The 20,857-nt window shown below is 61.6% G+C and carries 15 protein-coding genes; 5 read left to right on the plus strand and 10 right to left on the minus strand.

Annotated features, from left to right (window positions below; translation table 11 throughout):
* The first annotated feature begins 13 nt into the window (after positions 1 to 13).
* Positions 14 to 310 (plus strand): cupin domain-containing protein, encoded by a 297-nt coding sequence (locus HX786_RS11045; RefSeq protein WP_003216439.1) that lies wholly within the window; start codon positions 14 to 16, stop codon positions 308 to 310.
* A gap of 143 nt (positions 311 to 453) precedes the next feature.
* The gene (locus tag HX786_RS11050; RefSeq protein WP_178912053.1) at positions 454 to 1,578 is read left to right on the plus strand and encodes an OpgC family protein; all 1,125 of its coding nucleotides are present in this window, start codon (positions 454 to 456) and stop codon (positions 1,576 to 1,578) included.
* A gap of 45 nt (positions 1,579 to 1,623) precedes the next feature.
* Here the strand turns inward: HX786_RS11050 and HX786_RS11055 are convergent, their stop codons facing one another.
* On the minus strand, positions 1,624 to 3,036 hold the full coding sequence (locus HX786_RS11055) for an amino acid permease (RefSeq protein WP_003216436.1): 1,413 nt from the start codon (positions 3,034 to 3,036) through the stop codon (positions 1,624 to 1,626).
* Positions 3,037 to 3,706: 670 nt separating this feature from the next.
* Here HX786_RS11055 and HX786_RS11060 point away from each other — a divergent pair.
* The 3 genes from HX786_RS11060 (at position 3,707) to HX786_RS11070 (ending at position 12,761) form a co-directional block, all read left to right on the plus strand.
* Positions 3,707 to 4,165 (plus strand): transposase, encoded by a 459-nt coding sequence (locus HX786_RS11060; protein ID WP_177036178.1) that lies wholly within the window; start codon positions 3,707 to 3,709, stop codon positions 4,163 to 4,165.
* Between the two features lie 262 nt (positions 4,166 to 4,427).
* Positions 4,428 to 7,520 (plus strand): biosynthetic peptidoglycan transglycosylase, encoded by a 3,093-nt coding sequence (locus HX786_RS11065; protein WP_178912054.1) that lies wholly within the window; start codon positions 4,428 to 4,430, stop codon positions 7,518 to 7,520.
* 135 nt (positions 7,521 to 7,655) lie between these two features.
* On the plus strand, positions 7,656 to 12,761 hold the full coding sequence (locus tag HX786_RS11070) for an NEL-type E3 ubiquitin ligase domain-containing protein (RefSeq protein WP_178912055.1): 5,106 nt from the start codon (positions 7,656 to 7,658) through the stop codon (positions 12,759 to 12,761).
* A 13-nt stretch (positions 12,762 to 12,774) separates the two neighbouring features.
* On the opposite strand, the gene HX786_RS11075 is transcribed toward HX786_RS11070, so the two are convergent.
* Genes HX786_RS11075 through HX786_RS11115 form a run of 9 tightly spaced genes read right to left on the minus strand, consistent with a single transcriptional unit; the run spans position 12,775 to position 20,444 of the window.
* Positions 12,775 to 13,746: a fimbrial protein gene (locus tag HX786_RS11075; protein ID WP_008435561.1), complete on the minus strand. Its 972-nt coding sequence runs from the start codon at positions 13,744 to 13,746 to the stop codon at positions 12,775 to 12,777.
* A 36-nt stretch (positions 13,747 to 13,782) separates the two neighbouring features.
* On the minus strand, positions 13,783 to 14,316 hold the full coding sequence (locus HX786_RS11080; protein WP_087692798.1) for a fimbrial protein: 534 nt from the start codon (positions 14,314 to 14,316) through the stop codon (positions 13,783 to 13,785).
* A gap of 11 nt (positions 14,317 to 14,327) precedes the next feature.
* Complete coding sequence (locus HX786_RS11085; protein WP_003216426.1) at positions 14,328 to 14,807, minus strand: fimbrial protein; 480 nt, start codon at positions 14,805 to 14,807, stop codon at positions 14,328 to 14,330.
* 14 nt (positions 14,808 to 14,821) lie between these two features.
* Positions 14,822 to 15,319 (minus strand): fimbrial protein, encoded by a 498-nt coding sequence (locus HX786_RS11090; RefSeq protein ID WP_178912056.1) that lies wholly within the window; start codon positions 15,317 to 15,319, stop codon positions 14,822 to 14,824.
* A 10-nt stretch (positions 15,320 to 15,329) separates the two neighbouring features.
* Positions 15,330 to 15,911: a fimbrial protein gene (locus HX786_RS11095; RefSeq protein ID WP_003216422.1), complete on the minus strand. Its 582-nt coding sequence runs from the start codon at positions 15,909 to 15,911 to the stop codon at positions 15,330 to 15,332.
* Positions 15,912 to 15,932: 21 nt separating this feature from the next.
* Positions 15,933 to 16,685 carry a fimbria/pilus periplasmic chaperone gene (locus HX786_RS11100; RefSeq protein ID WP_178912057.1) on the minus strand — a complete coding sequence of 251 codons (753 nt, stop codon included), beginning with the start codon at positions 16,683 to 16,685 and terminating at the stop codon, positions 15,933 to 15,935.
* Entirely contained in the window at positions 16,682 to 19,294 is a 2,613-nt protein-coding gene (locus tag HX786_RS11105) for an outer membrane usher protein (RefSeq protein ID WP_158213531.1), read from the minus strand. The genes HX786_RS11100 and HX786_RS11105 overlap by 4 nt, the downstream gene beginning before the upstream one ends.
* A gap of 16 nt (positions 19,295 to 19,310) precedes the next feature.
* Positions 19,311 to 19,871 (minus strand): fimbrial protein, encoded by a 561-nt coding sequence (locus HX786_RS11110; RefSeq protein WP_023659209.1) that lies wholly within the window; start codon positions 19,869 to 19,871, stop codon positions 19,311 to 19,313.
* Positions 19,872 to 19,922: 51 nt separating this feature from the next.
* A complete protein-coding gene (locus HX786_RS11115) occupies positions 19,923 to 20,444 on the minus strand; it encodes a fimbrial protein (protein ID WP_023659208.1) in 522 nt (173 codons plus the stop codon).
* Positions 20,445 to 20,857: the final 413 nt, after the last annotated feature.

Genomic DNA, 20,857 nt, shown 5'->3' on the forward strand with positions numbered 1-20,857 from the left:
AAGGAGCTTCACCATGCCGTTACTCGACTTCACCGCCCTTGCCGCCCAACTGCCGGACACCTGGAAATCCACCCGCGTGGGCCAGGTCGGCCCGGCGCGGATCAAGGTGCTGCGCATGGATGCACAGGCTTATGAAGAAGAAACCCACGACTACAACGAAGGGCTGTTGGTGATCGACGGCCTTTTGCGCCTGTCTATTGGCGAGGAGGCCATCGACGTCGGCGCCGGTCAGATGTACCTGGTTGAAGCCGGCATCGCCCACGCGGTACTCGCCGGCAGCCAAGGCACGCTGGTGATCATCGACGTTTAAACAAAGCGATGAGACATTCAGCAAAAAACTCAGCTTTGCAATTGCTTACAAATACCGCCAACCTGCGCCCGCCCGACGTACGGCTCGACTGAAGCCGTCGTCCACTTGTCATTACTAAACCCCTTGTTCAAGAGCCCGCTGCCATGTTGAACGGACGCGACCCGCGCATCGATTTTTTTCGGGGCCTGGCGTTGATCTTTATTTTCTGGGATCACGTGCCCCACAACCCTCTGGGCCAGATCACCTTGCGCAACTTCGGTTTCAGCGACGCGGCGGAGGTCTTCGTGTTCCTGGCCGGTTATGCGGCCGTGCTGGCCTACGGCAAGATCCTGCAGCGCGACGGTTATCTGATCGCCTGCGTGAAGATCTGGCGGCGCACCTGGGTGCTGTACGTGGTGCACATCTTCCTGCTGGCGATGCTGATGGGCATCGTGTTCTTCGCCAACAGCCATGTGGAAACCCGCGACCTCGTTGAAGAGATGGGCCTGACGCACTTCGTCACCCATCCCCAGCAAGCCCTGGTGGATGAACTGCTGTTGCGCTTCAAACCCAACCTGATGGACCCGTTGCCGCTGTACATCGTGCTGCTGGGTTGCCTGCCGCTGGTGTTGCCGTTGCTGTTGCGCAAGACCTGGGCGGTGGTGGCTGTTTCGCTGGCGGTGTACTTGCTGGCGCCGCACCTGGGCTGGAACCTGGCGGCGATTGCCGACGGCGTGTGGTACTTCAACCCGGTGACCTGGCAGTTGCTGTTTGTGCTGGGCGGCGCGGCGGCGATTCATGCCGGGCAACCCCGCCCTGTCGAGACTCGGCGCCTGTTGCGTCAGCCGTTGTTCGTCGCTGCGGCGGTGTATGCGCTGTTGGCGGGGGTTCTCACGCTCTCGTGGCGCTGGCCGGAAATCCACGACGCGCTGATGCCGTCGGCGCTCAGTGACCTGCTGTACCCCATCAGCAAGACCGACCTGTCGCCGGTGCGCCTGCTGCACTTCCTGGCCCTGGCCTATGTCACCGCCAAGCTGTTGCCTGGCCGCGAATGGACGCAGAACTGGTTGGCCCGACAAACCTGCCGTATGGGGCGCTACTCCCTGGAGGTGTTCTGCCTGGGGGTGCTGCTGGCACCGCTGGCGGACATGATCAATGCGATCACCGGCGATGCCTTCGCCATGCAAATCTTCACCGCATTGGTAGGCGCCGGGCTGATGGCACTGCTGGGGGCCTGGCTGGATTTGAACAAGCGGCTCACCCAACCGGCGCCTCCCGCCACCGCCTGAAAAACAAAAAGCCCCGTAAGGGGCTTTTTGTTGAGCGCAGGAAACTCAGCTCGCGGTGCGTGCCGCCGCTTGAGTCGGCTGCAACTTGAACACGTAGAACAACACCGTCAGCAGCACCAGGAACACCGGCCCCACGTAGAGCGCCACACGGGTGTCCGGGAAGTACGCCATCAGGCCCACCACCAGCACCAGGAACGCCAAGGCCAGGTAGGAGCTGACCGGGTACAGCCACATGCGGTATTTAAGGCCGTCACGTTCGGCCTGGGTCAGGCTCTTGCGGAACTTGAGCTGGGCCAGGAGGATCATCAGCCAGGTCCAGATCGCGCCGAAGGTGGCGATGGAAGTGACCCAGACGAAGACTTTTTCCGGAACCATGTAGTTGAGCAGCACGCCCAGCAACAGCACGAAGATCGACAGCAGCAGCGCCTTGCGCGGCACGCCGTTGCTTGAGGTGGTACCGAACGTGGCCGGGGCCTGGCCGTTCTGCGCCAGGCTGTAGAGCATGCGCCCGGTGCTGAAGATACCGCCGTTGCACGACGACAACGCTGCGGTGATCACCACGAAGTTGATGATGCCGGCGGCGGTCTTGATACCCAGGCGCTCGAAGGTCATCACGAACGGGCTGCCCTGGGTGCCGATTTCGTTCCACGGGTAGATCGACAGGATCACGAACAACGCACCGACGTAGAACAGCAGGATGCGCCAGAACACCGAGCCGATGGCACTCGGGATGGTCTTCTGCGGGTTCTTCGCTTCACCGGCGGTGAGGCCGATCATCTCCACGCCCAGGTAGGCGAACATCACCATCTGCAGGGACATCAACACACCCTGCACGCCATTGGGCATAAAGCCGCCGTGGGTCCACAGGTTGGAAATGCCCAGGGCTACGCCATCGTTGCCAAAGCCGAACGCGATGATGCCGACGCCGCCGATCACCATGGCAATGATGGTGACGATCTTGATCAGTGCGAACCAGAACTCGAACTCACCGAAGGCCTTGACCGCGATCAGGTTGATGGTGCCCATGCTGATCAGTGCTGCCAGGGCCCAGATCCAGCGGGGTGTATCGGGGAACCACACGCCCATGTACACGGCGACGGCCGTGATTTCTGCCACGCAGGTCACCAGCCACAGGAACCAATAGTTCCAGCCGGTGAGAAAGCCCGCCAGCGGGCCGAGGTAATCCTGGGCGTAGCGGCTGAACGAACCGGCCACCGGGTTGTGCACGGCCATCTCGCCGAGGGCGCGCATGATCACCAGGATCGCCAGGCCGCCGATGATGTACGACAGCATGATCGCCGGGCCGGCCATTTCAATGGCCTTGGCCGAGCCTAGGAACAGGCCGACGCCGATGCATGCACCGAGGGCCATCAGGCGAATATGCCGTTCGCCGAGTTCGCGTTTCAGCGGACCGCCCTGAGCGGTCTCGCCGTGGGGCAGATGATTGCCAGCTGGCATAGGGATACAACCTCGTCTTGTTATTGGATATGAGCCACCGAGTCCGGGGCGTCATGGCGGGTCTGCCATGGCGTACCGTTGCCGGATCACCTTTTGGGTAAAACGGTCTGGCCGGGCCAGATCAGCGGGGGTGCAGTATAAAAAGCTAAACCCAGGGGTTTTCACTCTATAAACGGCAAGATTCAGCGGGAACTCTCGGTAAAGGCGCCTTTTGCGGAGGAGCATCACCTGGTTAGCGTAGGAATCATCGCCACCAAACGGCGGCGAGTATTGCACGGTAATGGTGCAGCGTCATGCCCCTACCTTTGGCGGGTTTACCGGTGGGGGAGGCTCTAGAGCGGCACTTCCTGACAACCAAGGGCCATTGTGGGGAAAGAGCTTGCTGTGGCGAGGGAGCTTGCTCCCGCTGGGCTGCGCAGCAGACCCAAAATCTGGGCATGCGGTTTATCAATCAGACCGGGGCGGGTTCTTTGGGAGTGCTTCGCACTCCAGCGGGAGCAAGCTCCCTCGCCACAGCAAGCTCCCTCGCCACAGCAAGCCCCTTCACCACAGCAAGCTCCCTCGCCACAGAGAATTTCCAGGCACGGAAATACGTACTCAACAATTCTGGGATCGAAGCCTCTATCAGGCTGCTAGCGTCAATTCATCTGGAGCAAAGGAATGCAATGGAATGCCTACTCGCCCTCAATCCCATCGCCTGCGGACCGGGAGATTCAGCGAGCCCGGCAGGGCTTATCTGGTGACTGCGGTGGTACACAATCGTCAGCCCCTGTTTGCCGACTTTCGTCTGGGTCGCCTGTTGGTAGCAGAGTTCAAGCGCGCACAAGAGCAAAAATGGGGGAGCTCCATCGCCTGGGTCATCATGCCTGACCACTTTCATTGGCTGGTCCAGCTTGAGCAACGCAGCCTGCCCCAACTGATGCAGGCGGTTAAATCCCGCAGCACCTGCACCATCAACCGGGCGAGGAACCGTACAGGCGCTTTTTGGCAGAACGGCTATCACGATAGGGGAATCCGGGATGGTGAAGACTTGCGCCACTTGGCTCGATACATCATCGCCAATCCCATCAGAGCGGGACTGGTGAAACGCGCCGGCGATTACCCTTTATGGGATGCCTGCTGGCTATGAGCCGGAATAGCAATCACTGTGGCGAGGGAGCTTGCTCCCGCTGGGCTGCGCAGCAGACCCAAAACCTGGGCATGCGGTTTATCAGCTAGACCGGGGTGGGTTCTTGGGGAGTGCTTCGCACTCCAGCGGGAGCAAGCTCCCTCGCCACAGCAAGCTCCCTCACCACAAAAACAGCATCACACTCACAAATCCCCCCCACTCGCCCACCACCGTCTAAGCTTCAACCAAGTCCGATCAATCTACGTAAATGGATCAATCGACTATGGGCGCTTTATGGCAAAACGCTTCGACCAAGGCTGCGGTATCCACCGATAGCCCGGATGAACAGCCGTTGCCACAAAGCCCTCCTCCCCGCCGACGGTTGTGGTGGCGGCTGTTCTGGCTGGTGCTGCTGATTGCGCTGATCGCCCTGGGCTTTGCCGCCCTGCGGGAAATGCGCACTTCAAGGTTGCAGGCCAAGACCTTCTCCGACATTGCCTCAACCCTCACTTACCAAATGCATTCGGGCCCCAGTGATGCACGGGTTTACCCTGGCGCCGGGCCCTTTGACAAGCGCCTGGGCTACAGCGCCCTCGGCGAGTTCCTGCCGCGCTTGATCAAGCGTGACTACCTGATCCAGGCTCAAGCGCGCTTCTCTCCCGACCTGATGGCCTACGCCCAGCGCGGCCTGTTCGTGCCCTACCCGGAAAAGATCCAGGCCGGCCTGACCATCACCGATTGCCGCGCCGCGCCGCTGTATCAGTTCACGTATCCACAACAGTTCTACCCAAGCTTTGCGGCGATCCCGCCGGTGGTGGTCAGCAGCCTGCTGTTTATCGAAGACCGCGACCTGCTGGACCCGAAAAACCCGCAACTCAACCCGGCCGTGGATTGGCCGCGCTTTGCCAAGGCCGCCTGGTCCCAGGTGGCGAAGCTCTTGCACCTGCCCGGCCAGACGGCAGGCGGCAGTACCCTGGCCACGCAGCTGGAAAAATACCGCCACTCGCCCGACGGCCTGACCCTGTCCGGCGGCGAGAAAATCCGCCAGATGATTTCTGCCAGCGTGCGCGCGTATCAGGACGGCCCGCAAACCCTTGCCGCTCGCCAGGACATCGTGCGCGACTACCTCAACAGCGTGCCCCTGTCGGCGGTACCCGGCCATGGCGAAGTGCACGGCATGGCCGAAGGCTTGCGCGTGTGGTACGGCGCCGACTTCAACCAGACAAACGCGCTGCTCATCGGCACCGACCCCAAACAGCTGCCGCAAAAGGGTCTGGCGTTGCGCGAGGTGCTGTCGCTGATGATCGCCCAGCGTCGCCCGTCTCACTATCTGTCCAAGGGCCACAAGGAACTGGCGGACCTCACCGACAGCCACATCCGCCTGCTCGCACAAAACAACGTGATCGACTCGGCGCTGGCCAGCGCAGCCCTCGCCAGCAAAGTCACCTACCGTGACTGGCAGCAACAACCGACGATCCAGCCAATCGAAACCAACAAGGGCATCAGCGTCGCCCGCACTCGCCTGGCCGCCCTGCTCAACCAGCCGCTGTACGACCTCGATCGACTCGATCTCTCTGCCACGAGCACCTTGCAAGCCGACCTGCAAAGCCAGGCCAGCACGTACCTCAAGCAACTCGCCGACCCCACTTTCGCCGCGCAGATCGGCCTGCTCGGGCCCACGCTGCTGACGCCCGCCAGCACCGCTCAGGTTCGCTACAGTTTCAACCTCTACGAGATGACACCCGACGGTGCCCGCGTGCGCGTGCAAACCGACAGCACCGACCAGCCATTCGACATCAACGAAGGCAGCAAGCTGGAACTGGGTTCAACCGCCAAGCTGCGGGTGATGACCACCTACCTGCAAATCGTCAGCGAACTGCATGATAAATACGCTGCGACACCTGCCGCCGAGCTGCGCAAAGTCCCGGTCGAGGACACGGACCGCATTACCCGCTGGGCCCTCGACTACCTGGCCCAGAACAGCGACCGCAACCTGCCGGCCATGCTCGACGCCGCCCTCAATCGCCAATACTCGGCCAACACCGGCGAAGGTTTTTTCACCGGCGGCGGCATGCACCACTTCCATAACTTCCGCAGCCAGGACAACGGTCGCAATCCCACGTTGATCGAAGCCCTGCGCGAGTCGATCAACTTGCCGTTCATTCGCCTGATGCGTGACCTGGTGCGCTACAGCACCTATCACGGTGCGAACAACAGTGCCGAGTTGCTCAAGGACGACAGTGACCCGAGGCGCCAGGAATACCTGGCCAAATTCGCCGACCGCGAAGGCACCACCTTCCTGCTCAAGTTCTGGAAGAAATACCGCAACAAGAACACCCAGGCGCGCCTCGACACCTTCCTCGACAGCATGCACCCCACCGCCATTCGCCTGGCCGCCGTACACCGCTACCTGCTGCCCAACGCCAGCCAGGCGAGTTTCAACAGCTTCGTCCGCTCGCACTTGAGCAGCGTCAAAAGCCCTGAAAAACTCACCGACGAGCGCCTCGAAAAGCTCTACCAGAATTACGGCCCCGGCGCCTACGACCTGCCTGACCAAGGCTATATCGCCAAGGTTCACCCGCTGGACCTGTGGCTGATGGGCTACCTGCTGAACAACCCTGACGCCACCTTCACCCAGGCCACCGCCGCCAGTGAACACGAGCGCCAGGAGGTTTACAGCTGGCTGTTCAAGAGCCGCCACAAGAGTGCCCGCGACAGCCGCATCCGCACCATGCTGGAGATCGAAGCCTTCCTCGATATTCACCAGCGCTGGCAGAAAGTCGGCTACCCCTTCGACCATCTGGTGCCGTCGCTTGCCACTGCCATCGGCAGCTCCGGCGACCGCCCGGCGGCCCTGGCGGAACTGGTGGGGATCATCCTCAACGATGGCGTGCGCCAGCCCACCCTGCGTATCGACAGCCTGCGCTTTGCCGCCGACACCCCGTACGAAACCCGCTTGGTCAACGACCCCAATCGCGGCAAGCGCGTGATGCCTTCCGAGGTGGCCACGGCACTCAAGGGGGCGCTGTCCCAGGTGGTGGACGCGGGCACTGCACGACGCGTGTCCGGCAGTTTCAAACTGGCGGACGGTACGCCTTTGGCCATGGGCGGCAAGACCGGTACCGGCGACAACCGGATCGAAGCCATCGGCGCCGGCGGGCGGATTCTCAGCTCCAAGGCGATCAACCGCACGGCGACCTTCGTGTTCTACATCGGCGAGCATCATTTCGGCACGCTGACCGCCTTCGTCCCCGGCGCTTCGGCCCAGGGTTTCAAGTTCACTTCGGCGTTGCCGGTACAGGTACTCAAGGGCATGGCGCCGATTCTTACGCCCTATCTGCAACCGGGCAACAACAGCTTATGCAGCGTGCGCTGATGGGCCTATCCCTGCGCTTTTCACTTGCGGATTACTGAGGGATCCGCCGCGGTTTCCACCCACTATTCAAACTTATCCGCAGCCGTGCCGGTGCATAGACTCAAGCCTTCTTTTTGAGCTCTACAGGTTGCCCCCATGGCCGACATACCCGACCAGTCCCTGCACCACGCGTTTATCGAAAACGCCCTGCCGCACTGGCTGAAAACCACCTCGCCACTCCGCCTGCGCGCACTCAACGACGTCGCCCGCCAAGGCATCCGCCACTATCCCCATGCCAGCGCCAACCAGCATCAAGCGCTCAAGCCCGCGATCGCCGCACACTGGCAGCAGCAGGCTGCGATGGACCAGCGATTCCAGGCATTGACCGACGTGTACGCCTTCGCCGAACCGTTGCTGAAAAATGCCTTGAAGGCCTATGGCGAGATCGACGTCAGAACCACCTGCCTGCGGCTGTATGCCAGCGCCAAAGTTGCCTGGTGGGTGCACGATTTCAATCGTGGGGAGCAAAGCAAAACCTTGTCGCTGCTGGACGTCGCGCTGGCCAACTTTGCCGCCTCGGACACCTTCGTCGACTACGCCTTCCTGTCCGCCGAAGACCCACGCGGGCAGCGGGATACACTGACCTTGCGCCACTCCATCACCGGCGCGGTATTGACCGCTGAACAGTTCAAGCACATCTGCCGCACCCTGGACCTGGGCGCCCGCTACCAGAAAAGCCTGCGCCAGGCCCTGGGATTCTATGACCCGGCGGTGACCCGGGACGTGCGCCTGCAGATGATTGCCACTCAGAAGACTGCCCTGGGTACGGCGGCGCACCTGGCCTTGATCAACCGGGACATCGACGCCGATGCCCACGGCGCCGTGCTCGACCTGATCGCCGGCCGCGTCGCGCTGCTGGACGGTCAGGCGCTTGGATGCCATACCCTGAGCCTGATGAACACGGCATTGACCGGCATCCTGTTGCTGTTTGTCCCGCAGCCCACCCGACCCGTCGGCAAGGTGCTGGTGTACATCCCCGCAGACCCCGAACACCCTCTGAAGCAATACCCTTCGCCTGCGGCCTTCCTCAGCCACCTCACGGAAAAACTGCGGGACAGCCAGCGCTACCAGACCTTCTTCAGCCAGTTCATCGACCACGCCAGGCGCGGTGAATTCTTTGCCGGGCTCAATACACGCTTGAGCCGTGTTCGCTGGCATCAAACCGCCCACACCGACCCGCGCCCCAGCTGGCGCGACACTCCGATCACCCAGCCAAACCTGCAATTCAGCGTGCAGGCTATCGGTGACGATCACGTCAATCGCTCAACGCTCGCCGCCGAAAATGACCTGTGGAATTACCAGTACCGCCTCAAGTTGAACAAGATCGTCAACGATGCCCTGGACATCGCCGTGCCCACCGCCACCGCCGACCGCCACGCGCGCTGGGCCTGGTGGGACAACCTGGAAAAAATCCTCGGGGATATCTTCAATGCGGCGCTGCTGGTGCTGACGCCCTTCGTGCCGCTGCTGGGTGAAGCGATGCTCGCCTACAGCCTGTACCAGATCACCGACGAGGTGTTCGAGGGGATTGTCGATTGGGCCCAGGGGCGTGGTGCCGAGGCGGCGGAGCAAGTGGTCGCGGTGGCCGACAGCGTGATCCAGTTTGCCTTGTTCGGTGCTGCCAGCCAGTTGGGCCATGTCGCACGGCTCAAGCTCAGCCCCTTCGTCGAAGGCTTGCGCCCGGTGGTGCGGCCCGACGGCAGCACGCGCCTGTGGCACCCGGATATTGCGCCCTATGCTGTGAAAAACCTCGACCAGCCGCCCATTGTCGACGGCCTGCACACCCATCGGGGCAAGCAGATCCTCGCGCTGCAAGGTACTCACTTCGAAGTGCAGGCAGACCCTGAAACCGGCGACACGCGTATCGCTCACCCGGAGCGCGCCAACGCCTATCAACCCCTGGTGCGGTTCAACGGCGACGGCGCCTTCGTACATGAAGCCGAGCAACCGCGCACCTGGGACAGCGCCACGCTGATGCGCCGCCTGGGGCCGCGCACGGCGCCCTTCAGCAACCAGCAACTGCAGCAGATGCAACGCATCAGCGGTGCCGACGACGGTGTGCTGCGCAACCTTTACGTGCAAAACCGGCCGACCCCGCCGCTGCTGGAAGCGACCCTCAATCGCTATGAAGCCCAGCGCGCTGCCACACAGACCGTGCACACCATTCGCGCCGGCGCACCGCTGCCGCTGGATGCGACGTCCGCCTGGTTCGAGCAGACCATCACCGAGCTGCCGGGCTGGCCCCAAACCAAGGCACTGGAAGTGTTCGTGCGCTCGGACAAGAGCGGTGACTCCCACAAGTACGCCAACCCGCAGGCATCGCCGGCCGACACGCTGCAATTGAGCCTGGCCGAGGTGATGTCCGGCGAGTTGCCGGCGCGGGTGCTGGAGTTTCTCGATGAGCCGTCGATCAGGCACCTGCTGGGCGGCGACGTGCCGCAAGCACTGCGCGTGCAAACCTTGCGCGATCAACTGGCGGACTCGGTGGCGCGCCAGACCGGTGACATCGCCGACTACATCCATCAGGCCCGCCAGGTCAGCGCCGATCCCCATGGACGCCGTTTGCGCGAGCAGGTCAGCCCGCTGGACCGGCCGCTGGCCGACACCCTGCTGGCCGGCACAACCCCGGCCGAACGGCAAACCCTGGACCACCACGTACCGCTGCGCCTGCTCAATCAGGCCAGGGAACTGAGCTTCGCCCAGCACAGTGTCCAGGCCTACGCGGGGTTCTTCCCGCCCTGGGCGATCACCGAAGGTACCGAGCGCCTGGTGCTCAATACCCTCAAGCGCTACAGCGATGGCTTTGGCGACCTGCACCTGCAAATCCGCGATCGCCTGGTCAGCGGTACGCTGCGTTGTGAAGCCGGGCCGGCCGATGCCCGCCGGCGCCGGGTGCTGGTGCGCCAGAACGACATGGGCTACGAACTGTTCGATCAGCAGGGCCAGCGCCTGCATGGGCCGGATACCCTGTATGAATGCCTGTTGCGCGCGCTGTCCGAAGCGCAGCAACGTGAACTGGGCTACCGGCCCGGCCAGGGCGCCGGGCTCAAGCATTGGCTGATGGAAACCCTCGAACCCCTGGCCGAACGGCGCCGGGTGCTGGCCGAGCCACCGCTGCGCAGTACGGCAGATGTGCAGACCACCACCCTGCTCGGCGGCGCGGCCCTCGGCGGGTTGCGCCGCGCCCAGGAGCACTTGGGCCAGGCCCGCGCCCGGGAGGTGCTGGCCAGTCTGTTCCCGACCCTGGAGGAGGAACGCCTGCAGCGGTTCCTCAATGAGATCGGCCCGGGGCTGAACAACGATGTCCTCAATCGCCTGGTCCTGCAGCGGCACAACCTGTACCGGGAGCTGGAGCAATGGAAGCGCCTGCCCGGCCCCCATCCCAAAAACAGCCGCATGGCCCGGGAGGAAAAACTGCGTAAAAATATCATTGCGCACAAACTCTATCGCTGCTGGGAAGACCGCCTCGCCGAGCACCGCGACGACTTGGGCCAGGTGCAGAGCGGCGCGAGCCTGGACCTCAGCGCCCTCGACCTGCCCGGCAGCCTGCCGCTGCTGGGCAATGGTTTCGAGCACGTCACCCAACTGAAGCTGGCCAACTGCATGTTCAACGACAGCCAGTGGCCCTTTCTGCAGGCATTCCCGTCCCTGCGGGAGCTGGACGTCAGTGCGAACGAACTGACGCGGCTGCCCGAGCCCATCGCCAACATGCGCTACCTGCGCGACCTCAACCTGGGGGAAAACCAGATCACGCTGCTCAACGGCGACGTTGCGCGCCTGAAAAACCTCAAGCACCTGCGCAACCTGAACCTGTACCGCAACCCGCTGACGCAGCCACCGAACATATCGAAAATGCCGCACCTGCGCCGCCTGTTCCTGAGCCGCACCCCCATCACCCAATGGCCCACCGGGCTGTTTGCCCACCCACGGGAGGAGGGTTTCCTGCTGGACCTGAGCCAAACCCGGATTGATCATGTGCCAGCGCTCATGGCCGATAGCGCCGAGGCCCGGACCGTCGCCCATACCCGCCTGGACCGCAACACCCTGCTCAACGACCAGCGCCTGCTGTACGAGCAGTACCGCGAAGCCGCCGGACTGGACCCCAACCGCAGCTATGAACCCCGTGGAGAGAGCGGCCCGTGGCTGGAACGGGTCAGGCCGCCGTTACTGGGCAGGCGCCAGGAGCTGTGGCAAGCGGTGGAGCGCGAGCACGGCTCCCAGGGTTTGTTCGAGGTGATCAAGGCCCTTGAAGCGCCCGACTTCTTCCAGCGGCCCCAGGACATGGACACCTATTGGGACAATCTTGAAACGTTGCGCGAGCGCGTCTGGCGTTTGCTGGAGGCGGCCCACAACGATACGGCGCTGCGTGAAAAGCTGTTCAAGATGGCCAGTTTTCCCGGCCTGTGCGCCGACGGCAGTGCACAGATTTTCAATGACCTGGGCATCGAAGTGCTGGTCAGCGAAGCCCAGCGTTACTCCGCCTCGGCCAGCGAGCGCGAGGGCAAACTGGTGACGCTGGCAAAGGGCAATGCACGGCTCAAGCAATTGAACCGCATCGCCAGCGAGGACATTGCCCATCGGCTCAAACCCGAAGCCGAAGGCGGCCTCGGCCAATGGCTGCGTTCGCAACGACGGGAGGGCGTGATGGGTAACGTGGACGACGTGGAGGTCTACCTGAGCTACCAGACCTCCCTGGCCAAGCGCCTCGACCTGCCCTGGCTGTCGGAACACATGCTGTACCGCGACACCGGCGACGTAAAACCCACGCAGATCGAACAGGCCTACAGCACGGTGCTGGAGCTGGGCGAAGGCGATGGCCTGGTCAACCAGATGTTGCTGGAGCCCTATTGGGAAGAGTACCTGCACGACCACCACCCGAACACCCTTGAGGCCAATGCCCGGCATTTCGACGAACAATGCGCACGCCTTGATGAACTGCAGGAAGCCCAGGCCAGGCTGGCCCAGGCCAACGGCTTACCCGCCGAGCAGAAGGAAGCGTTGAGGCTCACGCTGATCGGCCTCGCCGACGCCCTGGGTGTACCGCACCCGCAGGTGCTGACCGGGCAACCCATGACGGACGACAGCTACAACCTGCTGCTCAACGAACTGGGCTACCGCGAAAAACAATGGATGCGCGAGTTGACCCACCAGGCTTTGGAACGCCACAGCCAACAACGTAACCGCGTCACGCGCCAGGTCTGACCGTATGGGTGTGTCATGGCACCCCCATTACCAGTACGCCGCTGCCGTTCAACGGCCCCTCGACAGGCAGGGACCCCGCCTGCTTGACCAGGGCGAACGTTACAACGTCGCTCCCGGAACTGTTGGTGATACGGGTCAGGAACGAGCCATTGACTCGAACCGCAGTCCCCTGACGGACAAGGGCCGTGCCCACGTTCGGATTGCTCATCACCAGCGCATTGGCGTTGAACGAGGACGGCGTGCCTTTGTAGGTAATGGTGATCGGCGTGGTAATCCCCGGGTCCGGGCACCGGTAGGTGAGCGTGCGATCGGTACGAACGGTGGTTGATACGGGGTCGGTGCCTATCGCCCTCTGGTGCACGTTGCCGAAGTTGATTTCGATCGGTTGGTTATTGTTGATCGTGCACGACGACGGGGAGATGGTGAAGTCGTTGTTGGCGATGTACGTAAGCTGCAGGCTCGTGGAAAAGGAATCGTAGTTGTTGGTCTGGTCGAGACGTAACACGCCCAGAGTGTCACCTATTCGAATGTCGATCGGGTTGGTCGGGTTGTTGCGGATCAATATATAAGGGATGACATCGATCGGGATCGGAGACGTATTGTTAGGCATGGTCGCAATCCTGATACCCGCCTGGATAGGCGTGTTCCAATAACTGCCATTGATACGCAAGCCGGTCGTCTGGCTGACGAACTTCGGACCAGGCGACCAGGCCGGGCCGATCCTCGTCCCGGTGGCCCAGTAGTCCTGCCGTCCATCCGGGGTATAGCTGTCCGGTTCAAACCGGCATTCGATCCTCACCCCGGACAGGAGAATGCGCGGCTCATTCACCTCCAGCCGCACATTCACCGGAACCTGCAGGTTCAACGTCCCGCCAATGCTCACCCGTTGCCAATTGCCGCCATTGACCCGGCAATCAGCCGCTTTCACGGTCGTCGTGACGCCAGCCAGGGCAAGCAGCACAACGGCTCCAAATAGTCGTTTCATGTTGTTCTCTTTCATCCCATGCATAACGGTTTAGCGTTACGGATAATCCAGCGTAAACGTCGAAGTCACACGGTAGCTGCCGTGCCCGATGGTCTTGTCCCGCAGGGCATCCGGCTCACCCTGCACATAGGCCTTGAGCAGGATGACGTTGTTGCCGGGGCTCAATTTCTGCTCGTCGCCGACCTTGTTCACCGGCACCGGCTTGTCGCTCAGTGTCTCCAAACCCAGCCCGATGCCAGAGGCACCGCTGCCACCATCCAGCGCAAACAAACCGGGCAGCGCGCGGTTTTCCGCACCGTTGAACAGGATGGTCACCGAGTCGCTGATGGTGGTATTGCAGTCATCCAGGTGCAGGGTGAAACGTTTGCCCACTGAGCGTGTGTTGATGTAGAGGTGCTTGCTGGTCAGGTCCCACAGCTCCAGGGTGATGGCTTCATCGCCCGGGCGGATGGTGCAGGCCTGTTCCACCAGGTTGCCCTTGAACCTCAGGTTGTCCACCGCCTGCGCCGTGGCCGCCAGGCCGAAGGTCAGCAGCAGGACCAGCCCCTTATGAATCATTGCGTGTCGCATACACTCGACTCCTACTGGTATTCAGCCAACAGCGTGGCCACCGCCGTGAACCCTTGGGCCTTCAGGACCGAACCCGGCCGTTTGACCGGCACCACTTCCAAGGTCGGCGGTGCCGCCAGGCTGATGTCCAGCGGCGTGTTGAGGCGAAACGGCGCGTTGTTCTGGTACAGCCGAATGCCCAGGTCAGGCGCAGTGGTCTGCAGGGCCGCGTTATCAAAGCTTGTCTCTGCGCCCTTGACGCTCAACTTCAACAGCCACGGCAGCGTTGAGGCGCCGCAGCGGATGGTGTAGCCGACGGCCCTGCGATATTTCACGCCATCGACACGCTTGGTGCCGACATCCCCGAAATCGACTTCAATCGTGCTGCCCGAATCAATCGTGCAGGGCGGCGGCTCGTTCAGCGTTCCGTTGAACGTCAGGTTGGCCGACGCAGCACTGAAAAAGCCGAAGCAACACAAGCCGAGCAACGTTCGCTGTGGCCAACATTTCATTGATCGTTTCCTCATTATTGGTACTCGATCACGAGGGTAGCGGCGGTCGCAAATGCCCCGCCCGTCAGCGTGCTGCCTGCGCGCTTGACCGGCACCGCCTGCACGGCCGGAAAGGTCGGATGGGTAAACCTGAGCGGTGTGTTCAGCGGCCAGTCCGCCCCATTGGCGAAGAGCTTGACCCCCAGGTCGGTCTTGGGGGTCGAGAGCACTTTGTTATCAAACCCGGCTGCCGCGCCCTTGAGTTCCAGGGTCATCGCGTTGCTGTAAACGGGAGGACTGCAGGCGACGGTATACGGCACGTCCCGTCGATAATTCACGCCATCAATCCGTGACGTCAGCAGGTCATTGCCGAACGGCACATTCAGTGTGCCGCCGCTGTTAATCACGCACGGTGGAGGTGCAATGATGGTCGCGCGGATCGTCAGGTTGGTATCGGCCTGCACGCCCTGGCTGACCACCCACAGCAGTCCCGCACCGATAAAAATGGCCCACGGGCCGGTTAACCTGGTCATTGTTCTGCCCTTACTCATAATTGAGCCTGAAATCCACCACGGCCCGGAATGCACCGCTGGTCAGGGGTGCCGGGGTGCGCGTGGGCTGGACGTTCCAGGTCTGCGTGTTGCGGCCCAAGGGCAAGAACAATGGCTCCCCCCTTGAACCCAGCTGTACATCGCGCCCCTGGGAATCGGTCAGGCGCAGGCCCATCCCGGTGATGCCTTGCACCTTGACCAGCCGTGAATCATCGGCATCGGCTGGTGCGATGAACGCCACCGAGAGCACCGGTTGATAAGCACTCCATGTCAGGTTCCCCGTGCGTTCACTGGCGATGCGGCCGGCGGTGCGCCGGCAATCCTCGAACAGCAGTTGAAAGGCCACGGAGGTCGCCTGGTCACCCGGCCGTTGCAACTGGCTGGCCGACACCGGGCCCAGGTCGATCGTCTGGTGCAGGGATGCCATCTCCAGGCTGCAGGGGGTTTCGTGCATGGACCCGAGAATGTTGAGCATCCCGACCATGCCCTCCACATCCTCGTCATCCGCGGCGTGCGCCGGCCCCATCAGGGCCAGCAACAGACCGCCCAAGACCTTCACTGTGTGCAACTTCATGACGTTCTCCGGCAGCAGGCACTACTGATTGGCCACAGACAGTTGCGTGTTCACCTTGCATGTCTCGCCACTGCAGGTGAACGCCAGCAGCGGACGGCCACCGTAATCATTCACGTAGGACAAATAGGGGGTTGTGCCGAGCTCCTTGGCAGTCGGCCCCAGGGCCTGCGTGCCTTTGGGCGGGACCATCACCGGCTCGAAGCCCGGTATGGTCTTGCCGTCCTTGCTGCTGCGCGCATCCACCAGGGTCACGTAGTAAGGCGTGGGGTTATTCACCTGGTAGTGATCGCCTTGCCGGGTAAGGGTCAGCTTTTCCTGCCATGGGTCGGACAGGTCCTGCTGGGTGGGGGTAATTGCCTGCGGCCGGTAAAACAATTTGATCCGGGTTTGCAGGGCGATTTGCAGGGTGTTGGGCTTGTCGCTGCGCGGCGGAATTTCCCGCAGGTTGAAGTAGTAGACCGTCTCCCGATCCTGGGGCAGCGATTTGGCGGCCGGCAACGCCTGGACCTTTACCTGGCTTTGCTTGCCGGGCTCCAGGCGTTGGACCGGTGGCAGCACGATCAACGGCGAGGTGATCTTGTTGCCCTCTTCATCCTCGATCCAGCCCTGGGCCAGGTACGGCAACTGGGGGTTGTTGTTGGTGATGTTGACGCTGGTTGCGTCTTTGCCACCGTCGAAAATCACGCGGGTACGGTCCAGGCCGACAGCGGCGTTGGCGCTCTGGCTCAAGACCGCCAGCAGCAGTGCATAGGTAAAACGTGTGCTGTGTTTCATGAGGATGGGTTCTCCATAGTGTTTCGCTGGCCGGTCAGGCTGGCTGGCTCGGGTGAGGCTTGATCGACGGCTACCCTCTGGCAGCGCAGTTGCAGGGCATCGGTGAACGCATCCGTTGGCAACTCGACGGGCAGCGTCAGGACGCAGCGCTCGGTGCCGCCCCAACTGACGATCATCTGCTCGCCGGCCTGAATGCCGCTCAGGTAGACATCCCCGCCGTCATTCACCACCCCGGTGTCCTGCTGCTTGCGGTTTTTCACCGTGGCGCCGAAGGGCGGTGCGCTGCCATCCGGCAGGCGAAGAACCGCCATGGCCTTCTGGCCGGAAATCACTTCCAGGGATCGGTAGCCAATGGCCCCCTCGGTGAGGGTCAGTTGCGTCACGGATTGAGTGGCCTCGACATCGCTGGGCAATTTCTCCAAGTCAACACTGGCCGCCGTACGCTGGTAGCTGGTGATGTCGGAGATGACCGCCTTGCCGAACGCGTTGCTGCGGGTCGGCGTGCCGTAGCCCCGCACGGGCACATCGGGCACACCGGCGGTATCGACCAGCAGCCGGGTTCCGCCGGTACTGGTGGTTCGATGCAGCGCCCCGCCGTAAGGCGTGAGCGTGCCGCCGCCACGCACGGATGCGCTGAGGGTGCGGTTATTGCCTTGTTGCGTCGTGGCGCTGAGGTCGATGTCGGCCTGGTCACCAATATGGCTCAGGTAGCCGCTGGCCGAGGTGTCGCTGGCACTGACCTGGTAGCTGTTACGTTCATCCAGGCGATCGGCGTAGCGTGTGGTAAAGCTGTTTTTGCCGCCGGCCCTGTTGGCATCCATCGACAGGGTGCCGGTGGGTCCCAATGGCAGGCTGACCGTCAGCGCTGCTCCGTTGTCCTTATATTGGTATTCATGGGTGCGATATAAATTCAGCGACAGGCTCATGTTCCTGACAGAGCCCACGTTGAAGTAACGAGACGCCGACAGGTTCCAGCGCTGGGTGTCCGGCCGGTTCCAATAGGTTTGTTTGTTGTAGCTGGCATACACCGTGGTGTTCAGATCGCGGAACTGTTTGTTCACCGTGACCGTATACAGCGCCTTGTTACCGCCAATGGGTTTCCAGTGTTCAATGAAGTTACCGTCTTCATCGAACACGCCGCGCCCACCCAATTCACCGTTCAACCCATAGTGCCGAGCATCCAGGTATTGGCTCATGCTCAAGTAGTTCTTCTCGGAGAACCGGTAACCGGCGAAGGTGACCTGGCTGTCGTACTCTTCAAAGTTCTTGGAATATTGAAGGCGGTAGGATTTGCCCGAAAGTGTCTGGTTCCACAGGCTGGCGCGAGACTGGGTGACGTCCAGGGAAACGGCCCCGAACGCCAGCAAATCCCGCCCCGCCCCCACCGACAGCGCACGGTAGTTGTTATCCGTTATCGCACCGCCCAGCAGCGACCAACCATTGCTGATTCCCCAGGAAAATTCGCCGGTGCCGAAAAAGTCACCGTGGGAGTGGTACTGCAGGTTGGACGGTCGCCCGGCAGACAGCTTGTAACGAACCTGCCCGGGACGCGTCAGGTAGGGAACGCCTGCCGTATCGAGCTGGAATTTCTGTACCGAACCGTCCTGCTCCTCGACCCGCACATCCAGCGTGCCGGACACGGCGTCGTTAAGGTCCTGGATCCGAAAAGGGCCTGCCGCCACCAGCGTTTCATAGAGCACACGCCCCTGCTGGCTGATGACAACCTTTGCATTGGTCTTGGCCACCCCGACCACTTCCGGTGCATAGCCCCGCAGGTTGGGCGGCAGCTGGCTTTCGTCTGACTTGAGCCCGGCACCGGTAAAGCGGAAGCTGTCGAACAGGTCCGAATACAGGTAGTCCTCGCCCAACACCAGGCGTGCCTTCAGCGCAGGAATGGCGCGATATGCGTAATAGCGACTCCACTCCAGTTTTTGCCGGCTGGCCTGCGCCTCGCGGTCTTTCTCGACACGCCCTTGCCAATCCGCCCGCAGGCGCCAGGCCCCGGCATTGGCCCCGAGTGTGCCGTTACCGCTGAGGTCATTGCGCGTACCGTCACCTTTGCGGTAGCTGGACTGCGCCGTCATGTTGTAGTCGACCAGCAGCCCCGGCACCCCCTCGTCCCAACGTGACGGCGGGTCCCAGTTGATGGCGCTGTATTCCAGGTAGGCCTGGGGAAGGTTGATGTCCAGGGTGGACGTGCCCAGGTCGGCACTGACCTCCATGCCGGGCAAGCCCGTGACATCCAGGCACTGCCCGCCCTTCCACCACTTCAGCTGGTCAGCACCGGACGCCTTGAGGCCCAGTTGCTCGACAAGCTCGCGCGATAAACAGGGCACACTGCCTTTGGGATCATCATCGGGGGCAAAGAACGCCACCGATTGTTCAGATATAGGTTGGGTATTGAGCTGGACCACCATCGAGTAGGTGCCAGGCAAGATAAACCCACTGCGTGCAAACTGAGACAGGTCAATATTGGAGCGATCAATCAGATCAAGAACGTCGGTATTAAACTCAATATCCCCGGCGCCCATTGCAGTTCCAGCCAGTGATATCAACCCGCCAAAGAGGCTGGGGCGCAGCGTATTCATGACTTTCGACGTATTCAACATACACGCAACTCAATCTTCAAAAGTATTCCAACTTGAACCGCACTGCCGCGCGGTGAGCCCCTGCCAACAGCGGCACTCCGTTGCCCACCAGGCGGAGCCTGTAATGAAGTGTCATGTCGCCATCAACCACCGGCAGCAGCGCCATCGGCACTCCCGGCACACTCACCTGGCCAGCGGCGTCCTCAATATGGAAGGCAACCCCCTGCGAGGCCCCAAAGGCCGCAAAGGTGCGCCCGCCCATATCGCTGGGCCCGTCGAACGTCACGCGAAGATGCTCCCAGTCCGGCAGCGTTTCGCCGGGGCGCAGCGGGTCGGGACGCGTCACGGTGCAGTTGACCAGCCGTAGCTGGAACGGCTGCATTTGCCCCGCGCCCTCTCGTAACAGGCGGCCGATGGGTTCGGGAGGCATGTCGATGGTCTGATCGGCAGTGACCGCTTCCAGCCCGCAGGCCGAGTCGATGATCTCGCCTCCCAGCGTGACGAGCCCATCGCCTTGCACACGCGTCTGCGCGGCATCACAAGGGCTGATGAACAACGTCAATGAAGAGGCAATAGCGAGACTTATGAATGTTTTCACCTTGATCTCCCGCCAGTTTTCCCCCGCCACCAGTGGTGGCGGGGGAAACACTTACTGATAAGCCAAGGTGAAGTTGGTGACCGCGCTGAAATCACCAGGAACGATGTCGCCTGTCGCCTGGCCTTGTACGTAGGCACCGAACTGCAGGGTGTTATTACCGGCAACAATGGCCTGCGGAGTGGTTGGCACGCCCAGCTCAATCGCTTTGCCGCCGTGGGTCATCATGATGCCGATGCCGCCCGCGCTGCCGACCGTGCCGATGCCGCCAGGCACAACGCTGGACGGTGCACCGGTGAAGGTAGTGGTCACGGTGTTATCGGTGAGGCCAGACAGGTCGCAACCTTCAAGCTCGATCGCCACGGGGCGGGCGGTGGACTTGCCGCCGGATTGCAACTGATGCTTTGCAATAGCGCCAAGTGCAACTGACTGATCCACAGACTCAGGCTTGATAGAGCAAGCACCCGAATGGACCGAACCGGTAAATGTAATCGTCCCGTCCGCCGCATTAGCAACAGAGATCGAACCCGCCAACAGGCCGACAGTCAACAGCGCAGCTTTTACTTTAGTCTTCATTTGCAGAGGCTCACATGTATTAAAAATCAAAACGAAATCCTGGCTTAGTTGCGCACAGGACTTAATTAACCCAGCGCCAGAACAATTTCCTGAAGCAATGGAAATCGGATGCTTTCCAATTACTTGTATTGCAATTCAGGAGTTCGTTCGAGGCCGGGCAATTATCCATTTCGATTTTGAATATGAAAGCCGGTCGATTCGCTTATTCACGTAGCCTTGTCACACCAAGACACATAGGAAAATTATGGCACTTTGCCAAAACTTTTGAATCAACCGTAAGAAACGGACTACATCAACTTAACGAGAATGATTTATTGCAGAACAAGTCCGTAAGAATAGGATTACATATTATAAAAAACAACAGTAATTACTGGGGCACGCCAACTAACAAGTTGGCGAATATGTCGAAAGCG

Source organism: Pseudomonas sp. 21615526, assembly GCF_013386245.1.
GTDB lineage: Bacteria > Pseudomonadota > Gammaproteobacteria > Pseudomonadales > Pseudomonadaceae > Aquipseudomonas.

Coding starts and splice junctions, on each gene's coding strand:
- HX786_RS11095 (WP_003216422.1), bottom strand. CDS start 15,911: ATGAAGTTGCACACAGTGAAGGTCTTGGGCGGTCTGTTGCTGGCCCTG.
- HX786_RS11060 (WP_177036178.1), top strand. CDS start 3,707: ATGCCTACTCGCCCTCAATCCCATCGCCTGCGGACCGGGAGATTCAGC.
- HX786_RS11090 (WP_178912056.1), bottom strand. CDS start 15,319: ATGACCAGGTTAACCGGCCCGTGGGCCATTTTTATCGGTGCGGGACTG.
- HX786_RS11055 (WP_003216436.1), bottom strand. CDS start 3,036: ATGCCAGCTGGCAATCATCTGCCCCACGGCGAGACCGCTCAGGGCGGT.
- HX786_RS11075 (WP_008435561.1), bottom strand. CDS start 13,746: ATGAAACGACTATTTGGAGCCGTTGTGCTGCTTGCCCTGGCTGGCGTC.
- HX786_RS11080 (WP_087692798.1), bottom strand. CDS start 14,316: ATGCGACACGCAATGATTCATAAGGGGCTGGTCCTGCTGCTGACCTTC.
- HX786_RS11100 (WP_178912057.1), bottom strand. CDS start 16,685: ATGAAACACAGCACACGTTTTACCTATGCACTGCTGCTGGCGGTCTTG.
- HX786_RS11070 (WP_178912055.1), top strand. CDS start 7,656: ATGGCCGACATACCCGACCAGTCCCTGCACCACGCGTTTATCGAAAAC.
- HX786_RS11050 (WP_178912053.1), top strand. CDS start 454: ATGTTGAACGGACGCGACCCGCGCATCGATTTTTTTCGGGGCCTGGCG.
- HX786_RS11105 (WP_158213531.1), bottom strand. CDS start 19,294: ATGTTGAATACGTCGAAAGTCATGAATACGCTGCGCCCCAGCCTCTTT.
- HX786_RS11045 (WP_003216439.1), top strand. CDS start 14: ATGCCGTTACTCGACTTCACCGCCCTTGCCGCCCAACTGCCGGACACC.
- HX786_RS11115 (WP_023659208.1), bottom strand. CDS start 20,444: ATGAAGACTAAAGTAAAAGCTGCGCTGTTGACTGTCGGCCTGTTGGCG.
- HX786_RS11085 (WP_003216426.1), bottom strand. CDS start 14,807: ATGAAATGTTGGCCACAGCGAACGTTGCTCGGCTTGTGTTGCTTCGGC.
- HX786_RS11065 (WP_178912054.1), top strand. CDS start 4,428: ATGGGCGCTTTATGGCAAAACGCTTCGACCAAGGCTGCGGTATCCACC.